The sequence below is a fragment of the Xanthomonas sacchari genome (assembly GCF_024266585.1).
Taxonomy (GTDB): Bacteria; Pseudomonadota; Gammaproteobacteria; order Xanthomonadales; family Xanthomonadaceae; genus Xanthomonas_A; species Xanthomonas_A sacchari_C.
Genome location: NZ_CP100647.1, coordinates 4,771,371 through 4,786,811, shown reverse-complemented (window position 1 = coordinate 4,786,811; position 15,441 = coordinate 4,771,371). Strand labels below are relative to the sequence as shown.

Genomic DNA, 15,441 nt, shown 5'->3' with positions numbered 1-15,441 from the left:
GCGCGGTTCCGCGCGCCGCCGCCTTCGCTAAGCTATGCGCCGCGGCGGCCGTGCCGCCCTGGGAGCCCGACGTGATTGCCTTGTTGCACGCCTCGCCCGACTCGCTGATCGCCCGCCGCATCGGCTGGACCTCCGCCAAGCCCAGCACCCACTGGTTCGTGTGGCTGTCGCTGGTGTGGTCGATCTGGCTGTTCGTCACCCCGCTGTACGAACCGTACTACTTCCGCAACTGGTTCCCGCCGACGCTGGCCAGCTATCTGATGTTCCTGGCCTTGTACTACGTGGCCTACTACCGCCACCGGCGCTACCTGCCGTGGTGCGTGGCCGGCATGACGGCGCTGGCGTTCGTGGTGCTGCCGTACAACCCGGGTGCGCAGTGCTACATCATCTATGCCTGCGCGTTCCTGGCGTTCTGCTTCGAGCCGGTGCGGGCGGTGGCGGCGATGCTGCTGGTGCTGGCCTCGTTCGCATTGGCCTGGACGATGCGCGGCTGGTCGCCGCTGTACATGGTCAGCGCGGTGGTGGTCGGCCTGTCGGTGGGGCTGATGAACATCAGTTTCGAGCGTCGTGTGCGCGGCGAGGCGCGGTTGCGCCTGAGCCACGAGGAAGTGCGGCGCCTGGCGGCGGTGGCCGAGCGCGAGCGCATCGGCCGCGACCTGCACGACCTGCTCGGCCACACCCTGTCGCTGGTGGCGCTGAAGTCGGACCTGGCCACGCGCCTGCTCGCCCACGACGCCGCCGCGGCGCAGCGCGAGATGGAGGAGGTGGGGCAGGTTGCGCGCGAGGCGCTGAGCCAGGTGCGGCGCGCGGTCAGCGGCATCCGCGCCGCGCAACTGGCGGCGGAGATCGCCGCGGCCAAGCTGCTGCTGGAATCGTCGGGGGTCACCTTCCGTTATCAGGTCGAGGCGTTGCCGCCGTGCCCGCAGCTGGAGACGGTGTTCGCGCTGGTGCTGCGCGAGGCCGCCACCAACATCCAGCGCCACGCGCGTGCCCGCAACGCGCAGCTGCGGCTGTGGTGCGAGCGCGGCCAGGCGCTGCTGGAGCTGCGCGACGACGGCCGCGGCGGGGCGCTGCAGCCGGGCACCGGGCTGAGCAGCATGCGCGAGCGGCTGGAGGCGGTGGGCGGCAGCCTGCGCATCGCCTCCGAGCGCGGCCTGGGCACCTGCCTGGTCGCCGCCGCGCCGCTGCCGCGGGTCGAGGCGGCGATGCCGGAGGCCGCCCCGGCGGCGCGGGTGCCGGCCCCGGCGGACCGGGACGCCGCGCTCGGCTGAGCGCGGGCGCGGGCCGGGCACTACAATGTGCCCAAAGGACCGGGGGGCGCCGTGATTCGTTTAGTGCTGGCGGAGGACCAGGCGATGGTGCGCGGGGCGCTGGGCGCACTGCTGGGCCTGGAAGCGGATCTGGACGTGGTCGCCAGCGCGGCCGACGGCGAGGCCGCCTGGCGCGCGCTGCAGGCGCATGCGCCGGACCTGCTGGTCACCGACATCGAGATGCCCGGCCTCAGCGGCCTGGAACTGGCCCAGCGTATCCAGCGCCAGCAGTTGCCGGTGCGCGTCATCATCGTCACCACCTTCGCCCGCCCCGGCTTCCTGCGGCGCGCGCTGGACGCCGGGGTCGGCGGCTACCTGCTCAAGGACGCGCCGCCGCAGCGGCTGATCGAGGCGATCCGCCAGGTGCACCGCGGCGGCCGCGCGATCGATCCGGAACTGGCGCTGGAGGCCTGGTCCGAGGCCGACCCGCTCAACGACCGCGAGCGCCAGGTGCTGCGCCTGGCCGGCGAGGGCGCCTCGGCCGGCGACATCGCCGCGCAGTTGGGGCTGTCGTCGGGCACGGTGCGCAATTACCTGTCCGAAGCGATCGGCAAGCTGGGCGTCGGCAACCGCATCGAGGCGGCGCGGCTGGCGCGGCAGAAGGGCTGGCTGTGAACCGGCGCGCCGTTCGGTCCGGAACTTGCAAGGTCTCCTGCGCTTGACTGCGCAGCGCAGTTGGTGGCGCGCACGGTCTTCTTCCCTCCCACACGTCGACGCCATGCCCTCCACCACGATCAACCGCTATGGCGTGCCGCTGGCCTTGCTGCTGCTGCTGGGCATCAGTGGCGGCGTGCTGGTGGGCAGCGAGCGCTTCCTCGCCGCCGCCACCGCGGTGCAGCGCAGCCACCAGGTCATCGCCGAGATCAACGGCCTGCAGCTCAACCTCGCCGACTGCGATGCCTCCCTGCGCGGCGTCCTGCTGCTGGACAGCCGCGAGCACCTGGCCGACTTCCAGGCCTGCCAGCGCGCGCTGCCGCCGCGGCTGCAGCACCTGGCCGCGCTGCTGCAGGGCAATCCTGCCCAGCAGCGGCGGCTGCAGGAGGTCCAGGTCCAGATCCAGACGCGCATGCGCGACAGCGCGCGCGCGGTGGCCCGCTTCCAGGGCAAGGGGGCGGGCACGCTCACGCCGGACCCCGAGCGCGCGCGCCGCGGCCGCGAGATGTCGCAGGCGATCCGGCGCAACACCGACACCATGGTGCGCAGCGAGCGCGCGGCGCTGGCCAGCAGCGCCCGCGCCACCGCCGCCAACGCCGACCTGCTGCGCAGGCTGGCCGTGGTCGGCATTCCCGCGGTCTGCGCGCTGACCCTGTGCCTGTACCTGCTGCTGCGCCGGGAGATCGGCCGCCGCAGCCAGGCCGAGCAGCGCGGCCACCAGGCCAATGCGCTGCTGGTGGGCACGGTGCAGCAGATGCAGCGCACCGAGCAGGACCTGCGGACGCTCAACCGTTGCAGCCGCGGACTGCAGAGCTGCGTGCAGCAGGACGAGGCGGTGGAGGTCGCGCGGCAGGCGCTGGAACGCTTGCTCGGCGATACCGGCTGCAGCGTGTACTGCACCGACGCGGCCGGCGAACAGGCGGTCTGCGTGGCGCACTGGGGCGAGGAGGCGGTGTGCGTGCCGTCGCTGTCGCTGAGCGGCTGCGAAGGCCTGCGCCGCCGCGTCACCCAGGTGCAGCGGCCCGGCGAGGCGCCGGCCTGCGCGCATGCCGCCGGCGCGGCGCGGCACGGCACCTGCGTGCCGATGCTGGTGCAGGACGAGCCGTTGGGCCTGATCCACCTCTCCAGTCGCGACCCGACCGTGCTCGAACGCCTGCACCTGGTCGAGGTGGTGGCCGAACAGCTGGCGATGGCGCTGCACAACCTGCAGTTGCGCCAGCGCCTGCGCACGCAGTCGATCCGCGATCCGTTGACCGGGCTGTACAACCGCCGCTACCTGGAGGAATCGCTGCTGCGCGAACTGGCGCGTTGCGAGCGCCGCGACCAGCCGCTGGCGCTGATGATGCTGGACCTGGACCACTTCAAGATGCTCAACGACCGCTTCGGCCATGCCGCCGGCGATGCCTTGCTGACGGCGTTCGGGCAGTCGCTGGCCGGACTGGTGCGGCCGGAAGACATCGCCTGCCGCTACGGCGGCGAGGAGTTCACGGTGATCCTGCCTGGCGCCGCCGCCGACGTGGCGCGGCGCCGCGCCGAACAGATCCGCGCCGCGGTGGCGGCGCTGCAGGTGCAGCACCAGGGGCAGGCGCTGCCGGCGGTGACCGTGTCGATCGGCGTGGCCGCCTATCCGGACCACGGCCGCAGCACCGAGGACCTGTTGCGCTGCGCCGATGCGGCGCTGTACCGCGGCAAACGCGGCGGCCGCAACCGGGTCGCCGCCGCCGGCGACGTGCCGCTGCGCGTGGCCGGGGCCTAGGCCGGGTCATCTCCGTCGTCGCGCATGCCGCGCCGCGCTCGCGGCATGCGCCCGGGCGCGGAGCGCCTGCTCAGAACGACCAGCTGAAGCTCAGCGTGCCGTTGCGCGGCTCGCCCCAGGCGCCGTAGCCGTAGATCTGCGCGTAGTAGCGCTTGTCCAGCAGGTTGTTGAGGTTGAGCTGCACCGAGAACGCCGGCGACAGGCGGTAGCGGGCGAAGGCGCTGACCAGCGCGTAGCCGCTCTGTTCGAAGCGGCCGTAGGTGGCATCGACATAGTAGATGCGGTTCTGCCAGTTGACGCCGCCGCCGAAGGTCAGCTCGCTGAGGCTGCGCGGGGTGTAGCTGCTGTAGAGCTTGAGCGTGGTCTGTGGCAGCTGGCTGTTGATGTCCGCGCCGGCGGCGTCCTTGGCGACGTAGCGCGAGGCGCCGAAGGTGGCGTTCCAGCCCGGCGCCAGCTCGCCGTTGAGCTCGAACTCCACGCCGCGGCTGACCGTGCCTTGCGCGGCGACGTAGGCGGTCTCGGTGGTGCCCTGCACGAAGCCGGCGGTGGCCTGGGCGACGTTGTCCTGGTCGATGCGGAACACCGACAGCGCGGCGTTGAGGCGGTCGTCGAACCAGGCGCCCTTGACCCCGGCCTCGTAGCTCTTGCCGATCACCGGGTCCAGGTAGGTGCCGCTGGCGGTGCGCGCGGTCTGCGGCTGGAAGATGTCGGTGTAGCTGGCGTAGACCGACCAGACGTCGTCGAGCGTGTACACCAGGCCGGCATAGGGCGTGGTCTTCTCCTGGTGCAGCACGTAGCCCACCCCGCTCTCGCTGCCGTCCACCTTCCAGTCGGTGTAGCGCGCGCCCAGGATCAGCTTCAGCGGATCGGCCAGCGACAGCCGCAGCGCCGCATAGCCGGCCTTCTGGGTGACGGTGCCGCGGCTGAACTCGCTGATCGGCGACCAGGCCGGCTCCGGATACGCGCCGGTCCAGTTCAGGTAGCTGGGCAGCGGCCCGGGGAAGTCGAAGGCGCCGGTGTTCACGTAGCGGCGGCGGTTGTAGCTGACGCCGGCCATCAGTTCGTGTTCGCGCCCGCCCAGCTGGAACGGGCCTTCGGCGTAGGCGTCCAGGCCGTCGACCTTGCGCCCGGTGATGTAGTAACCCGAGTACGGCACCACGCCGGCGCCGGTCTGCCGGTCGAAGCCGTAGATCGTGTAGTACGGGTAGAACAGCTTGTCGGTGACGTCGGTCTGGTCGTGGGTGGCGTTGAGCTTGAGCTGCCAGCCATTGCCGAAGGCATGCTGCAGGGTGGCGAAGGCGCGCTTGCTGGTGGTGTCCCAGAACGTCCAGTCCGCCGCCGGGTTGAACCAGCGCGGGTAGTCGGTGCGGCTGCCGTCGGCATACCACAGCGGGAAGCCGCCCCAGGTGACCCCGCCGGAGTGCTTGTTCTGGTAGTCGTAGCCCACGCTCAGCTGCGTGTCCGGGGTCAGGTCGGCATCGATCACCGCATAACCCAGCCACTTGCGCTGGCTGTAGCGCTGCACGTACGAATCGGTGTCCAGGTAGCTGCCGATCACCCGGGCGCGCACCGTGCCGCTGGCGTTGAGCGGGGTGGTGACGTCGACCGTGGAGCGGGTGCGGCCCCAACTGCCGGCGCTGACCGTGACGCTGCCGGTCAGCTCGGCGCTGTCGGCGTGCTTGCGGATCAGGTTGACCGAGGCCGACGGGTTGCCGGCGCCGGTCAGCAGGCCGGTGGCGCCGCGCACCACTTCCACGCGGTCGTACAGGGCCAGGTCCAGCGCCGAATCGCCGTAGCTCCAGTTCTGCACCATCGTGGTGGGGATGCCGTCGAACTGGTAGTTGTCGATGTAGAAGCCGCGTGCGTAGAACTCGAAGCGTTCGCTGTCCGAACGCGTGCTGGACACGCCGGTGGTGTTCTCCAGCACGTCGATGATGTCGTCCAGGCCCTGATCTTCGATGCGCTGGTGGCTGATGATGCTCACCGACTGCGGAATCTCCCGCGGCGCCAGCTCGAAGCGGGTGCCGGCGCTGGTCTTGCGCACGCTGTAGCCTTCGGCGCGCTCGCCCTTGACGCTGATCTTGTCGAGAGTGGTGACGTCGCGCTCGGTGTCGTCGACGCTGTCGGCCGCGGCCGTGGCCGCTGTCGCGGCGAACGCCGGCAGCGCGGCCAGCAGGCAGGCCACGGCCAGGGCCGAACGGCGCGGGAAACGGCAGGTGGGGGCAACACGGTGCATCGCGGACTCCAAGGCAGCAGGCATGGCCATCGCCGGCGCTGACGCAGCGCCGGACGACGATCGGATGGTGAGCTGGCTTGGCGCGCGGGACCGGCAGCCGGCGTGGCGGGCTGCGGAACAACGGCGCTGGCTGGCGCGGTCGCGGCGCCGGATTCCCTGGGGAGCAGACGCTGCGCGGAAGAACGGGGACGGACGAGCGCGCCCGTCCGCCGCCCAGTGTAACGGCGGCGCGGGGCCGCGGCCATGGCGGCACCGACACAAACGCCCTGGCGCGGCCCGGATGCGGGGCGACACCGCCCGGCGGATGTGCGCGTGGCGGGGCCAGCGCGCGTGGCGCCCGTGCGTGCCGCGCCGACGCGTCGCTGCGGGACTACGCCTGCTCGCGGCGCGCGTCCGCCGCGGGGCCGCGTGCCATGCTCGAGAACACGCCGTCGCGGCGCACCCAGGCGTGGAACAGGGCCGCGCACAGGTGCGCCAGCACCGTGGCGAACAGCAGGTAGGCCAGCCAGCCGTGCGCGCTGCGCAGCCAGGCGTACAGCACCGGGCTGTGCGGGGCGATCGGCGGCAACTGCAGGCCGGGCCACAGCACGATCGGGTAGCCGCCGGCCGAGAGCATCGACCAGCCCAGCAGCGGCATCGCCAGCATCAGCGCGTACAGCAGCCAGTGCGAGGCGTGCGCGGCGGCCTGCTGCCAGCGCGGCAGGTCGGCCGGCAGCGGCGGCGGCCGGTGCCGCAGGCGGTTGCCCAGGCGCACCAGCACCAGCAGCAGGATCGCGATGCCCAGCGGGCGGTGCAGGTCCAGCAGCCAGGGCCGCTGCGACACCGAGGCGACCATGCCCACGCCGACGAACAGCATGGTCAGGATCATCGCCGCCATCAGCCAGTGCAGCACGCGTGCGAGCAGGTTGAAGTGCGCGGAGCGGTCGTTGCGGTTCATTGCGCACTTCCGTGCGGCGTGCCGGTGGCGTCGGGCGCCTGGCCGCGGGCGATCTCGTGCTCGCGGCGGTTGAAGGACTGCGAGTACACCGCCGAGCGCGCGGCCAGGATCGGGTCGTCGGAGCCGGCGATGCCGTGCGGCAGGATCAGCGGATCGTAGTTGAGGTCGCGGCAGGGGCCGGTGGCCTGCGGTTCGGCATGGTCCAGCACCAGGGTGCCGGCGACCACCTGGCGCCGATCCTGCGGCCACGGCTGCGACGGGTCGTCGACCGGGTCGCCGGGCGCGGCCACGGTCAGCACCAGGTCCCAGCGCAGCGGGCCGCGCGCCAGCCGCGCCTGCAGGTCCTCGCTGAGGAAATCGGCGTCGGCCTTGGCGCGCTGCTCGGCCGACAGCGGCGCGAACGGGGTCTGCGGGCGCATCGACCAGCGCACCGCATGCGTGCTGCCGTCGGCGGCGGTGAAGCGGAACGCGTTGACGCCGTTGTACTGGGTGTTGGCCCAGCTGTCCGACCATGGCGCGGTCTTGGCCCACTCCTGGAACTTCTTCGCTTCCGGGTAGCGCTGCAGGAACGCGGCCATCTTCGCCGGGTCCGGTTTGCCGGTGGCCGGATCCGGCCGCGCGGCCAGCGTCTGCGCCATGAAGCCCTCGGGGCTGGCGACCACGAAGAACGGGAAGCTGTTCATCGCCGTGCGCCATTCCTGGCCATCGTCGCTGCGCAACTGCAGCGCCATGCTGCGCACGCGGGCGGCGCCGTCGGCGCCGTGCGGGTCGCCGCCGCCGATCGACAGGCGGCCCAGCACCGGCACCGAGGCCTGCGCGAACACCCGCGCCGAGGACAGCGCGCTGCCCTGGCCGTTGCCCTCGAAATGGCCGCTGACGCACACGCCCTTGCTGTGCGCGCGGCGGAAGCCCGGATGCGGCGGACCGCCGGCTTCGATGGCGTCGGTCATGCGCTGCGCGGTCAGCCGTTGCGGGCCGCCCAGCCAGCCGGCGCTCCAGGCGAAGGCGGCGGCGAGCACGGCGGCGATCGCGGCGATGCCGGCCAGCGGCAGCCAGGGCCGCCGGCGCGGCGGCGTGGGATCGGGTCGGGACATGGGGCGGCTCCTGTGGCGGCGGCGGGAGGAACACGGTCTGGCGCGTGGCAGGCGCTAGCAGACACGTTCGGGCATGAACGCAGTGCAGTGGTGTCGGCCCGCGCGCGGCCGGCCACCGCAGCGGGCCATGGCGGGCGGGCATCACCACGGCGGCGTCATCGGCGCTACGCATAGAATCGCCGCATTTGGCGGGCAGGGACATCGGCGATGGCAGGTGTGATCGGTTGGGTGGTGTTGGGGCTGGCGTTGCTGGCGCTGGGCGGGGACTCGATCGTGAAGGCGGCCTCCGGCCTGGCGCAGCGTTGCGGCGCCTCGCCGTTCGTGGCCGGGCTGCTGCTGGTGGCCTTCGGCACCTCGCTGCCGGAACTGGCGGTCAATGCGCGCGCCTACGCGACCGGCGCGCAGGACCTGGCGCTGGGCAACGCGGTCGGCAGCAACCTGGCCAATCTCGGCCTGACCCTGGGCCTGGCCGCGCTGGCGGCGCCGTTGCTGCTGCGCACGCGCCTGCTGCCGCCGCTGCTGGTAGTGCTGACCCTGGCGACGCTGGCGCTGATCGGCTTCGGCCTGGATGGCGCGATCTCGCGCGTCGAAGGCATGGTGCTGCTGCTGGCCTTCGTCGGCGTGGTCGCGTTCCTGCTGCTGCGCGCGCGTCACGAGCCGGCCGCGCGCCAGCTCGGCGTGTCCGGCTACGCGGTGACCCGCACCGGGTTGGCGCTGAACCTGCTGCGCCTGCTGATCGCCCTCGTGCTGTTGAACGCCGGCGCCTACCTGGTGGTGGAACACGCGCCACGGCTGGGCGCGGCCTGGGGCCTGTCGCCGCTGCTGGTGGGCCTGCTGCCGGTGGCGATCGGCACCGCGCTACCGGAAGCGGCCGCCGCGGTGGCCGCCGCCCGCCGTGGCCAGGGCGACATGGTGGTCGGCCACGTGCTGGGCTCGAGCCTGTTCAACCTGCTGGTGGTGATCGGCGGCATGGCGGCGCTGCGGCCGCTGCCGTTGCCGGCCTCGTTCGTGCGCCTGGAACTGCCGGCGGCGATCGCGCTGGCGGTGGTGCTGTACCCGATGCTGCGCGGGGACATGCGGTTGAGCCGCGGCGAAGGGGCGGTGCTGCTGGTGGCGTTCCTGGCGTGGGTGGGGCTGGAGCTGGCGTTGGTGGCTTGAGTGGCTGGGATTCGGGATTCGGGATTGGGGATTCGAAAAAGCGGCTGGTCTCGGTCGTAGGAGCGGCTGAAGCCGCTCCTGCGGAAAGCTGGCGCTCAGCGCTCCTCCGGTTGCTCCGGCGGCGGCAGGCCTTCCTGGTCGGCGTGGTCGCTGCCGGGCACCTGCGGGCGTTGTTCCAGCATCAGCGACAGCGCCGCCTTGGCCATCATGTGCGCGCTGATCGGCGCGGTGATGAACAGGAACGCGGTGATCAGCAATTCGCGCGGCTGCGGATCCTGGCCCAGGAACAGGTGGTAGCCGACCGAAGCCAGCAGCACGCAGCCCACGCCCAGGGTGCTGGCCTTGGTCGGCGCGTGCAGGCGCTTGAAGAAGTCCGACAGCTTCACCAGCCCCAGCGCGCCGATCAGGATGAAGAAGCAGCCGACGATCAGCAGCAGCGACAGCCCGACCTGCAGCACGCCGATCATTCGACGATGTCCCGGCGCAGCACGAACTTGCTCAGCACCACGGTGCTGCCGAAACCGAGCATGGCGATGATCAGCGCCGCCTCGAAGTACACCGGCGAATCGAGGTACATGCCGAACAGCATCAGTTCGGCGATCGCGGTCACCGACAGCGTGTCCAGCGCCAGGATGCGGTCGGGCACGGTCGGCCCGCGCAGCAGCCGCCACAGCGCCAGCAGCATCGCCAGCGCCACCACGTGCATGCACACGACGATCGTGGTCTCGATGAACATGTGGCTGGTCATGGGAAGATCTCCATCAACGGCGCCTCGTAGCGCGTCTTGATCTGCCGGATCACGGTCTCGGCGTCGTCCAGGTGCAGCACGTGCACCAGCAGGTACTTGCGGTCGTCCGACAGCGCCGCCGACACCGTGCCCGGGGTCAGGGTGATCATGCTGGTCAGCGCGGCGATGCCGTGGATGTTGGCGATGTCCAGCGGCACCCAGATGAAGCCGGGGTGGATCCGTTTCTCCGGCCCCAGCACCTGCAGCGCCACCACCACGTTGGAGCGCACGATGTCCCACGCCGCCACGCACAGCATCTTCGGCACCGAGCGCAGCGAGCCGATGCGCGCGAACTCGCGGTCCAGGCGCGCGGCGAACAGCGGCACCGCCACGCCCAGCACCGCGCCCAGCAGCAACTGGCCGAGACTGAAGCTGTCGCTCATCAGCAGCCAGAACGCGATGACGGTCAGGCTCAGCGGCCAGGACGGGAACAGGCGGCGCGACCAGGGACGGGCGGACATGTCAGGGCTCCCGCAGGATCGGCGCGGTGGCGCGCAGTTGGGTGGTGTAGTCGGCCGGGCGCAGCAGTTGCGCGGCGGCGGCCTCGCTGTAGCGCAGCAGCGGCCCGGCGGCCACGGTCATCGCCACGCCGTAGCCGAGCAGCAGCACGGTGGCGGCGGTTTCCAGCGGCCGCGCCGGCGCCTTGCGCGGCGCCGGGCGCGTCACCTCCACGGTGCCGTCCTCGGCCGTGTCCTGGTCGCCGGGCACGCGCCAGAACAGGCGCACGCCGCCGCGGGTCAGGCCCATGATCACCATCAGGCTGCTGAGCAGCACCGCCGCCCACACCGGTGCGGTCAGCCCGGCCGGCGTCGCGCTGAGGATCGCCACCTTGGCCAGGAAGCCGGACAGCGGCGGCAGCCCGGCCACCGAGATCGCCGCGATCAGGAACAGCACGCCGGGCACGGTCTTGCCCGGCAGTGGCGCGATGATCTCCTTGCGGTCGCTGGCGCCGCCGCGGCGGCGCCGGATCAGGTCGGCGATCAGGAACAGCGCCGCGGCGACGAAGCTGCTGTGCGCCAGGTAGTACAGCCCGGCGCCGAGCGTGCCCGGCGCGTCCAGCGCGAAGGCCACGAACAGCGTCGCCGCCGACACGATCACCAGGTAGCCGATCAGCACCCGCAGGCGCACCGCCGCCAGCACCCCCAGCGCGGCCAGCAGCAGCGTCGCCAGGCCCAGCCACAACAGCCAGTCGCGGCCGTAGCCGTCCAGCGCCTGCGCCTGGCTGCCGAGGATCAGCGTGCTCACCCGCAGCACCGCGTACAGGCCGACCTTGGTCATGATCACGAACAGCGCCGCCACCGCCGCCGGCGCGCGCGCATAGGTCTCCGGCAGCCACAGGTACAGCGGCAGCAGCGCGGCCTTGGCGCAGAACACCAGCAGCAACAAGCCGAACGCGGCCTTGATCAGTGGCACGTTCTGCGGCGGCGCCTGCGCCACGCGCTGCGACAGCTCGGCCATGTTCAGCGAGCCGAGCAACCCGTACAGCAGGCCCAGCGCGATCAGGAACACGGTGGAGGAGGTGACGTTGAACACCACGTAGTGGAAGCCCACGCGCAGGCGCAGGCCGCGCCCGCCGCTGAGCAACAGGCCGTAGGAGGCGATCAGCATCACCTCGAAGAACACGAACAGGTTGAACACGTCGCCGGTCAGGAACGCGCCGTTGAGGCCGACCAGCTGGAACTGGAACAGCGCATGGAAATGCGGCGCACGCCGGTCCCAGCCGGCGCAGGCGTGCAGCAGGCAGGCGCCGGCGAGCAGGGTGGTGGTGGCCAGCATCCACGCCGACAGGCGGTCGGCCATCAGCACGATGCCCAGCCGCGAGGGCCAGTCGCCGAGCAGGTAGACGTGGACCTGGCCGTCGTTCACCTGCACGCACAGCGCCAGCACCACCGCGGCCAGCACCGCCATCGCGGTCCAGGCCACCGCGCGGCGCACCTGGCGGCCGTAGCGGCGGTGCTCGACGAACAGCGACAGCGCCGCGCCGAGCAGCGGGATCAGGATCGGCAGGATCAGCAGATGGGTCATGGCGCCTCGCCTTCGCCGTCGCCCGGGTCCGGGCGCGCATCGACGTGGTCGCTGTGGTTGTCGCCGCGGCTGCGCATCGCCAGCACGATGCTCACTGCGGTCATCGCGAAGGCAATCACGATCGCGGTCAGCACCAGCGCCTGCGGCAGCGGGTCGGCGTGCTCGGCCAGGGTCGGGGCGATGCCGTCGCGCAGCACCGGCGCCTTGCCCTGCACCAGCCGGCCGCCGGCGAAGATCAGCAGGTTGGTGGCGTAGGACAGCACGGTCATGCCCAGGATCACGTCGAAGCTGCGCGCGCGCAGCAGCAGGTACACGCCCACCGCGGTCAGCACCCCGATCGCGCTCGCCAGTGCCAGTTCCATCAGGGCATCTCCCCGGTGATGGCCGAACGCCGCGTCGGGTCGATCTGCCCGCGCTGCGAGTCGCGGGTGCGCGAGGGCTTGATCGTGCCCATCATCGACAGGGTCAGCATGGTGCCGCCGAACACCACCAGGTACACGCCGGTATCGAAGCCCAGCGCGCTGGCCAGCGGCACGCTGCCGATCAGCGGCAGTTCCAGGTCGAGATGGCCGCTGGTCAGGAACGGCACCCCGAACAGCATCGAGGTCATGCCGCCGAACGTGGCCAGCAGCAGGCCCAGGCCGATGCAGCGGATGTAGTCGAAGCCGAAGCGCGACTCCACCGAGGCCGCACCCTGGATCACGTACTGCATCAGCAGCGGCACCGCCAGCACCAGCCCGGCGATGAAGCCGCCGCCGGGCGCGTTGTGCCCGCGCAGGAACAGGAAGATCGACACGGTCAGGGTCAGCGGGAACATCAGCTGCGCCAGGTCGGCCGGCACCGGCAGCTTGATCGGCGGCCCCGGCATCACCTTCTCCGGCGCCATCCGCGCGCGCCGCAGCAGCGCGTGCACCACCAGCGCGGCGATGCCGAACACGGTGATCTCGCCGAAGGTATCGAAGCCGCGGAAGTCCACCAGGATCACGTTGACCACGTTGCGGCCGTAGGCCTCCGGCAGCGCGCGCTGCAGCAGCTCGCCGGCCATCGTCGTCGCCGGCCGGGTCATCACCGAATACGCCAGCAGCGCCATGCCGCCACCGGCGACGATCGCCAGCGTCGCATCGCGCCAGCGGCGCCAGCGCCGCGGTTCCGGCGGCGAGGCCTTGGGCAGGTAGTTCATGCCCAGCAGCATCAGCACCAGGGTGACCATTTCCACCAGCAACTGGGTCAGCGCCAGGTCCGGCGCCGACAGGAACACGAACACCAGGCTCACGCCCAGCCCGCTGCCGCCCAGCACCAGCACCGCCAGCAGCCGCTGCCGGTACAGGAACAGCGTGGACAACGCGCAACTGAGGATCAGCAGCCACAGGCCCCAGCCCAGCAGCGGCATGCCCTGCGGCGCCGGCCACTGCTGCCACAGCGGCGGCGCCTGCAGCAGCGGCGCGGCCACCACCACCACCGCGGCCAGCACCAGCCAGCGCAGGCTGCGCTGCAGGCTGCCGTTGGTGAGCGCGCGGGTGAAGCGCGTGGCCACGCCGAACAGGGTCTGCACATGCCAGTGGAACACGCGCTTGCCCAGCGACCGCCGCACTTCGGTGTACAGCGCGGTCAGCCGGCGCAGGCCGAAATACAGCGCCACGCCGCCGACCACGCCAGCGATGCTCATCGCCAGCGGCGCGTTCCAGCCATGCCAGATGGCCAGGCTGTAGTCGGGCAGGGCGTTACCGAGGATCGCGCCGGCGGCGCTGCGCAGCACCGGCGCCACGGTCAGCGCCGGCACGATGCCGACCGCCACGCACACCAGTACCAGGATCTCCACCGGAATCTTCATCCAGCGCGGCGGCTCGTGCGGCATCGTCTGCAGGTCGCGCGGGCCTTTGCCGAAGAACGTCTCGTAGACGAAGCGCAGGCTGTAGGCCACGCCGAACACGCCGGCCAGCAACGCCGAGGTGGCGGTGAAGATCCGCATCGCCGCCGGGCCGTCGGCGCCCAGCGCCTCGGCGAAGAACATCTCCTTGGACAGGAAGCCGTTGAGCAGCGGGATGCCGGCCATCGACAGCGAGGCGGTGATCGCCAGCGCGCTGGTCACCGGCATCCAGCGGCGCAGGTTGCCGAGCCGGCGCATGTCGCGGGTATGGGTCTCGTGGTCGATGATGCCGGCGGCCATGAACAGCGAGGCCTTGAACACCGCGTGGTTGAGGATGTGGAACACCCCGGCCACCACCGCCATCGGCGTGGACAGCCCGAACAGCATGGTGATCAGGCCCAGGTGCGAGATCGTCGAATACGCCAGCAGGCCCTTGAGGTCGTGCTGGAAGATCGCGAACCAGGCGCCGGTGAGCAGGGTGATCGCACCGATGCCGCTGACCGTGTAGAAGAACAGGTCGCTGCCGGCCAGCGCCGGATGCAGCCGCGCCAGCAGGAACACGCCGGCCTTCACCATCGTCGCCGAGTGCAGGTAGGCCGACACCGGGGTGGGTGCGGCCATCGCGTGCGGCAGCCAGAAATGGAACGGGAACTGCGCGCTCTTGGTGAAGATGCCGAGCAGGATCAGCCCCAGCGCCCAGGGATACAGCGCACTGGCGCGGATCGCGTCGCCGGCGGCGAGCACCGCGTCGAGCTGGTAGCTGCCGACGATGCGCCCCAGCAGCAGCACGCCGCCAAGCAGCGCCAGGCCGCCGCCGCCGGTGATCACCAGCGCCATGCGCGCGCCGTCGCGCGCATCCTGGCGGTGCGACCAGAAGCCGATCAGCAGGAACGAACTGATGCTGGTCAGCTCCCAGAACACCATCAGCAGCAACAGGTTGCCGGCGATCACCATGCCCAGCATCGCGCCCATGAACAGCAGCAGATAGGCATAGAAGCGCGCGGCGTTCTCGCGCGGACTCAGGTAGTAGTGCGCGTACATCACCACCAGCGCGCCGATCGCCAGCACCAGGCCGGCGAACATCCAGGCCAGCCCGTCCAGGCGCAGCGAGAACTGCAGGCCGATCTGCGGCAGCCAGGCGTGGTCGGCGCGGACGATGCCGCCTTCGAGCACCGTCGGCGTCAGCGCGCCCAACACCGCCAATCCCGCCAACGGCGCCAGCGCCGCCGCCCAGGCCAGGGTGGCGCGCGAGCGGTGGCGCAGGGCCACCACGGCCGCCGCCATCAGGAACGGCAAGGCCAGCAGGATGTCGAGGGCGGGAATCATGCAGGGAATACGAGATTCGCGAGCAGGAGCCCGAGTGTAACAGGCGCGTCACGGCGGTGGCCGGCGCGGAAACGAGAGGCGTGCACGGTCATGGCGACAGCGTAGCGGCGGGCGGGTGATGCGCTTGCGAGTGCGCGTGGGAGGGGAGATGGCGAACGTCGGCGCGGCGTGGCGTGCGCCTGCGTTTGGCGCCCTCATCACCCTGTGCGGGCGCGCGCTGGTGCGCAGATGCGCCTCGTCCTCGATGTGGACAAGGCTGCGTGTGGCATGGGCGAGGTCCCCGGTGCGCAT

Annotated in this window: 13 protein-coding genes; 4 read left to right on the top strand and 9 right to left on the bottom strand. The window is 71.6% G+C overall.

The genetic code is table 11. The annotated features are described in order from the left end of the window. Positions 1 to 71: 71 nt before the first annotated feature. From NKJ47_RS20240 to NKJ47_RS20230, 3 genes are all read left to right on the top strand, one after another. Entirely contained in the window at positions 72 to 1,271 is a 1,200-nt protein-coding gene (locus NKJ47_RS20240) for a sensor histidine kinase (RefSeq protein ID WP_254459499.1), read from the top strand. A 51-nt stretch (positions 1,272 to 1,322) separates the two neighbouring features. Continuing rightward, the gene (locus NKJ47_RS20235) at positions 1,323 to 1,925 is read left to right on the top strand and encodes a response regulator transcription factor (protein ID WP_254459498.1); all 603 of its coding nucleotides are present in this window, start codon (positions 1,323 to 1,325) and stop codon (positions 1,923 to 1,925) included. Positions 1,926 to 2,028: 103 nt separating this feature from the next. After that, the gene (locus NKJ47_RS20230; RefSeq protein WP_254459497.1) at positions 2,029 to 3,720 is read left to right on the top strand and encodes a diguanylate cyclase; all 1,692 of its coding nucleotides are present in this window, start codon (positions 2,029 to 2,031) and stop codon (positions 3,718 to 3,720) included. A 70-nt stretch (positions 3,721 to 3,790) separates the two neighbouring features. Here the strand turns inward: NKJ47_RS20230 and fhuE are convergent, their stop codons facing one another. From fhuE to NKJ47_RS20215, 3 genes are all read right to left on the bottom strand, one after another. Beyond that, positions 3,791 to 5,956: a ferric-rhodotorulic acid/ferric-coprogen receptor FhuE gene (gene fhuE / locus NKJ47_RS20225; protein WP_254459496.1), complete on the bottom strand. Its 2,166-nt coding sequence runs from the start codon at positions 5,954 to 5,956 to the stop codon at positions 3,791 to 3,793. 370 nt (positions 5,957 to 6,326) lie between these two features. Beyond that, positions 6,327 to 6,893 carry a cytochrome b gene (locus NKJ47_RS20220; protein ID WP_254459495.1) on the bottom strand — a complete coding sequence of 189 codons (567 nt, stop codon included), beginning with the start codon at positions 6,891 to 6,893 and terminating at the stop codon, positions 6,327 to 6,329. Then, complete coding sequence (locus NKJ47_RS20215) at positions 6,890 to 7,987, bottom strand: catalase family peroxidase (RefSeq protein ID WP_254459494.1); 1,098 nt, start codon at positions 7,985 to 7,987, stop codon at positions 6,890 to 6,892. The genes NKJ47_RS20220 and NKJ47_RS20215 overlap by 4 nt, the downstream gene beginning before the upstream one ends. Before the next feature lie 207 nt (positions 7,988 to 8,194). On the opposite strand from NKJ47_RS20215, the gene NKJ47_RS20210 reads away from it, so the two are divergent. Then, positions 8,195 to 9,145, top strand: a complete 951-nt coding sequence (locus NKJ47_RS20210; RefSeq protein ID WP_254459493.1) for a calcium/sodium antiporter — start codon at positions 8,195 to 8,197, stop codon at positions 9,143 to 9,145. 95 nt (positions 9,146 to 9,240) lie between these two features. Here the strand turns inward: NKJ47_RS20210 and NKJ47_RS20205 are convergent, their stop codons facing one another. Genes NKJ47_RS20205 through NKJ47_RS20180 form a run of 6 tightly spaced genes read right to left on the bottom strand, consistent with a single transcriptional unit; the run spans position 9,241 to position 15,150 of the window. Next, positions 9,241 to 9,612, bottom strand: coding sequence for a Na+/H+ antiporter subunit G (locus tag NKJ47_RS20205; RefSeq protein ID WP_254459492.1), 372 nt, complete (start codon positions 9,610 to 9,612; stop codon positions 9,241 to 9,243). After that, positions 9,609 to 9,893, bottom strand: coding sequence for a K+/H+ antiporter subunit F (locus tag NKJ47_RS20200; protein WP_017908201.1), 285 nt, complete (start codon positions 9,891 to 9,893; stop codon positions 9,609 to 9,611). The genes NKJ47_RS20205 and NKJ47_RS20200 overlap by 4 nt, the downstream gene beginning before the upstream one ends. Continuing rightward, positions 9,890 to 10,393: a Na+/H+ antiporter subunit E gene (locus NKJ47_RS20195; protein WP_254459491.1), complete on the bottom strand. Its 504-nt coding sequence runs from the start codon at positions 10,391 to 10,393 to the stop codon at positions 9,890 to 9,892. Before NKJ47_RS20195 ends, NKJ47_RS20200 begins: the two co-directional genes overlap by 4 nt. Position 10,394: 1 nt before the next feature. Beyond that, entirely contained in the window at positions 10,395 to 11,957 is a 1,563-nt protein-coding gene (locus tag NKJ47_RS20190) for a monovalent cation/H+ antiporter subunit D (RefSeq protein ID WP_254459490.1), read from the bottom strand. Then, complete coding sequence (locus NKJ47_RS20185; protein WP_010341385.1) at positions 11,954 to 12,319, bottom strand: Na+/H+ antiporter subunit C; 366 nt, start codon at positions 12,317 to 12,319, stop codon at positions 11,954 to 11,956. Before NKJ47_RS20185 ends, NKJ47_RS20190 begins: the two co-directional genes overlap by 4 nt. Further along, entirely contained in the window at positions 12,319 to 15,150 is a 2,832-nt protein-coding gene (locus NKJ47_RS20180; RefSeq protein WP_254459489.1) for a monovalent cation/H+ antiporter subunit A, read from the bottom strand. The genes NKJ47_RS20185 and NKJ47_RS20180 overlap by 1 nt, the downstream gene beginning before the upstream one ends. Positions 15,151 to 15,441 lie beyond the last annotated feature (291 nt).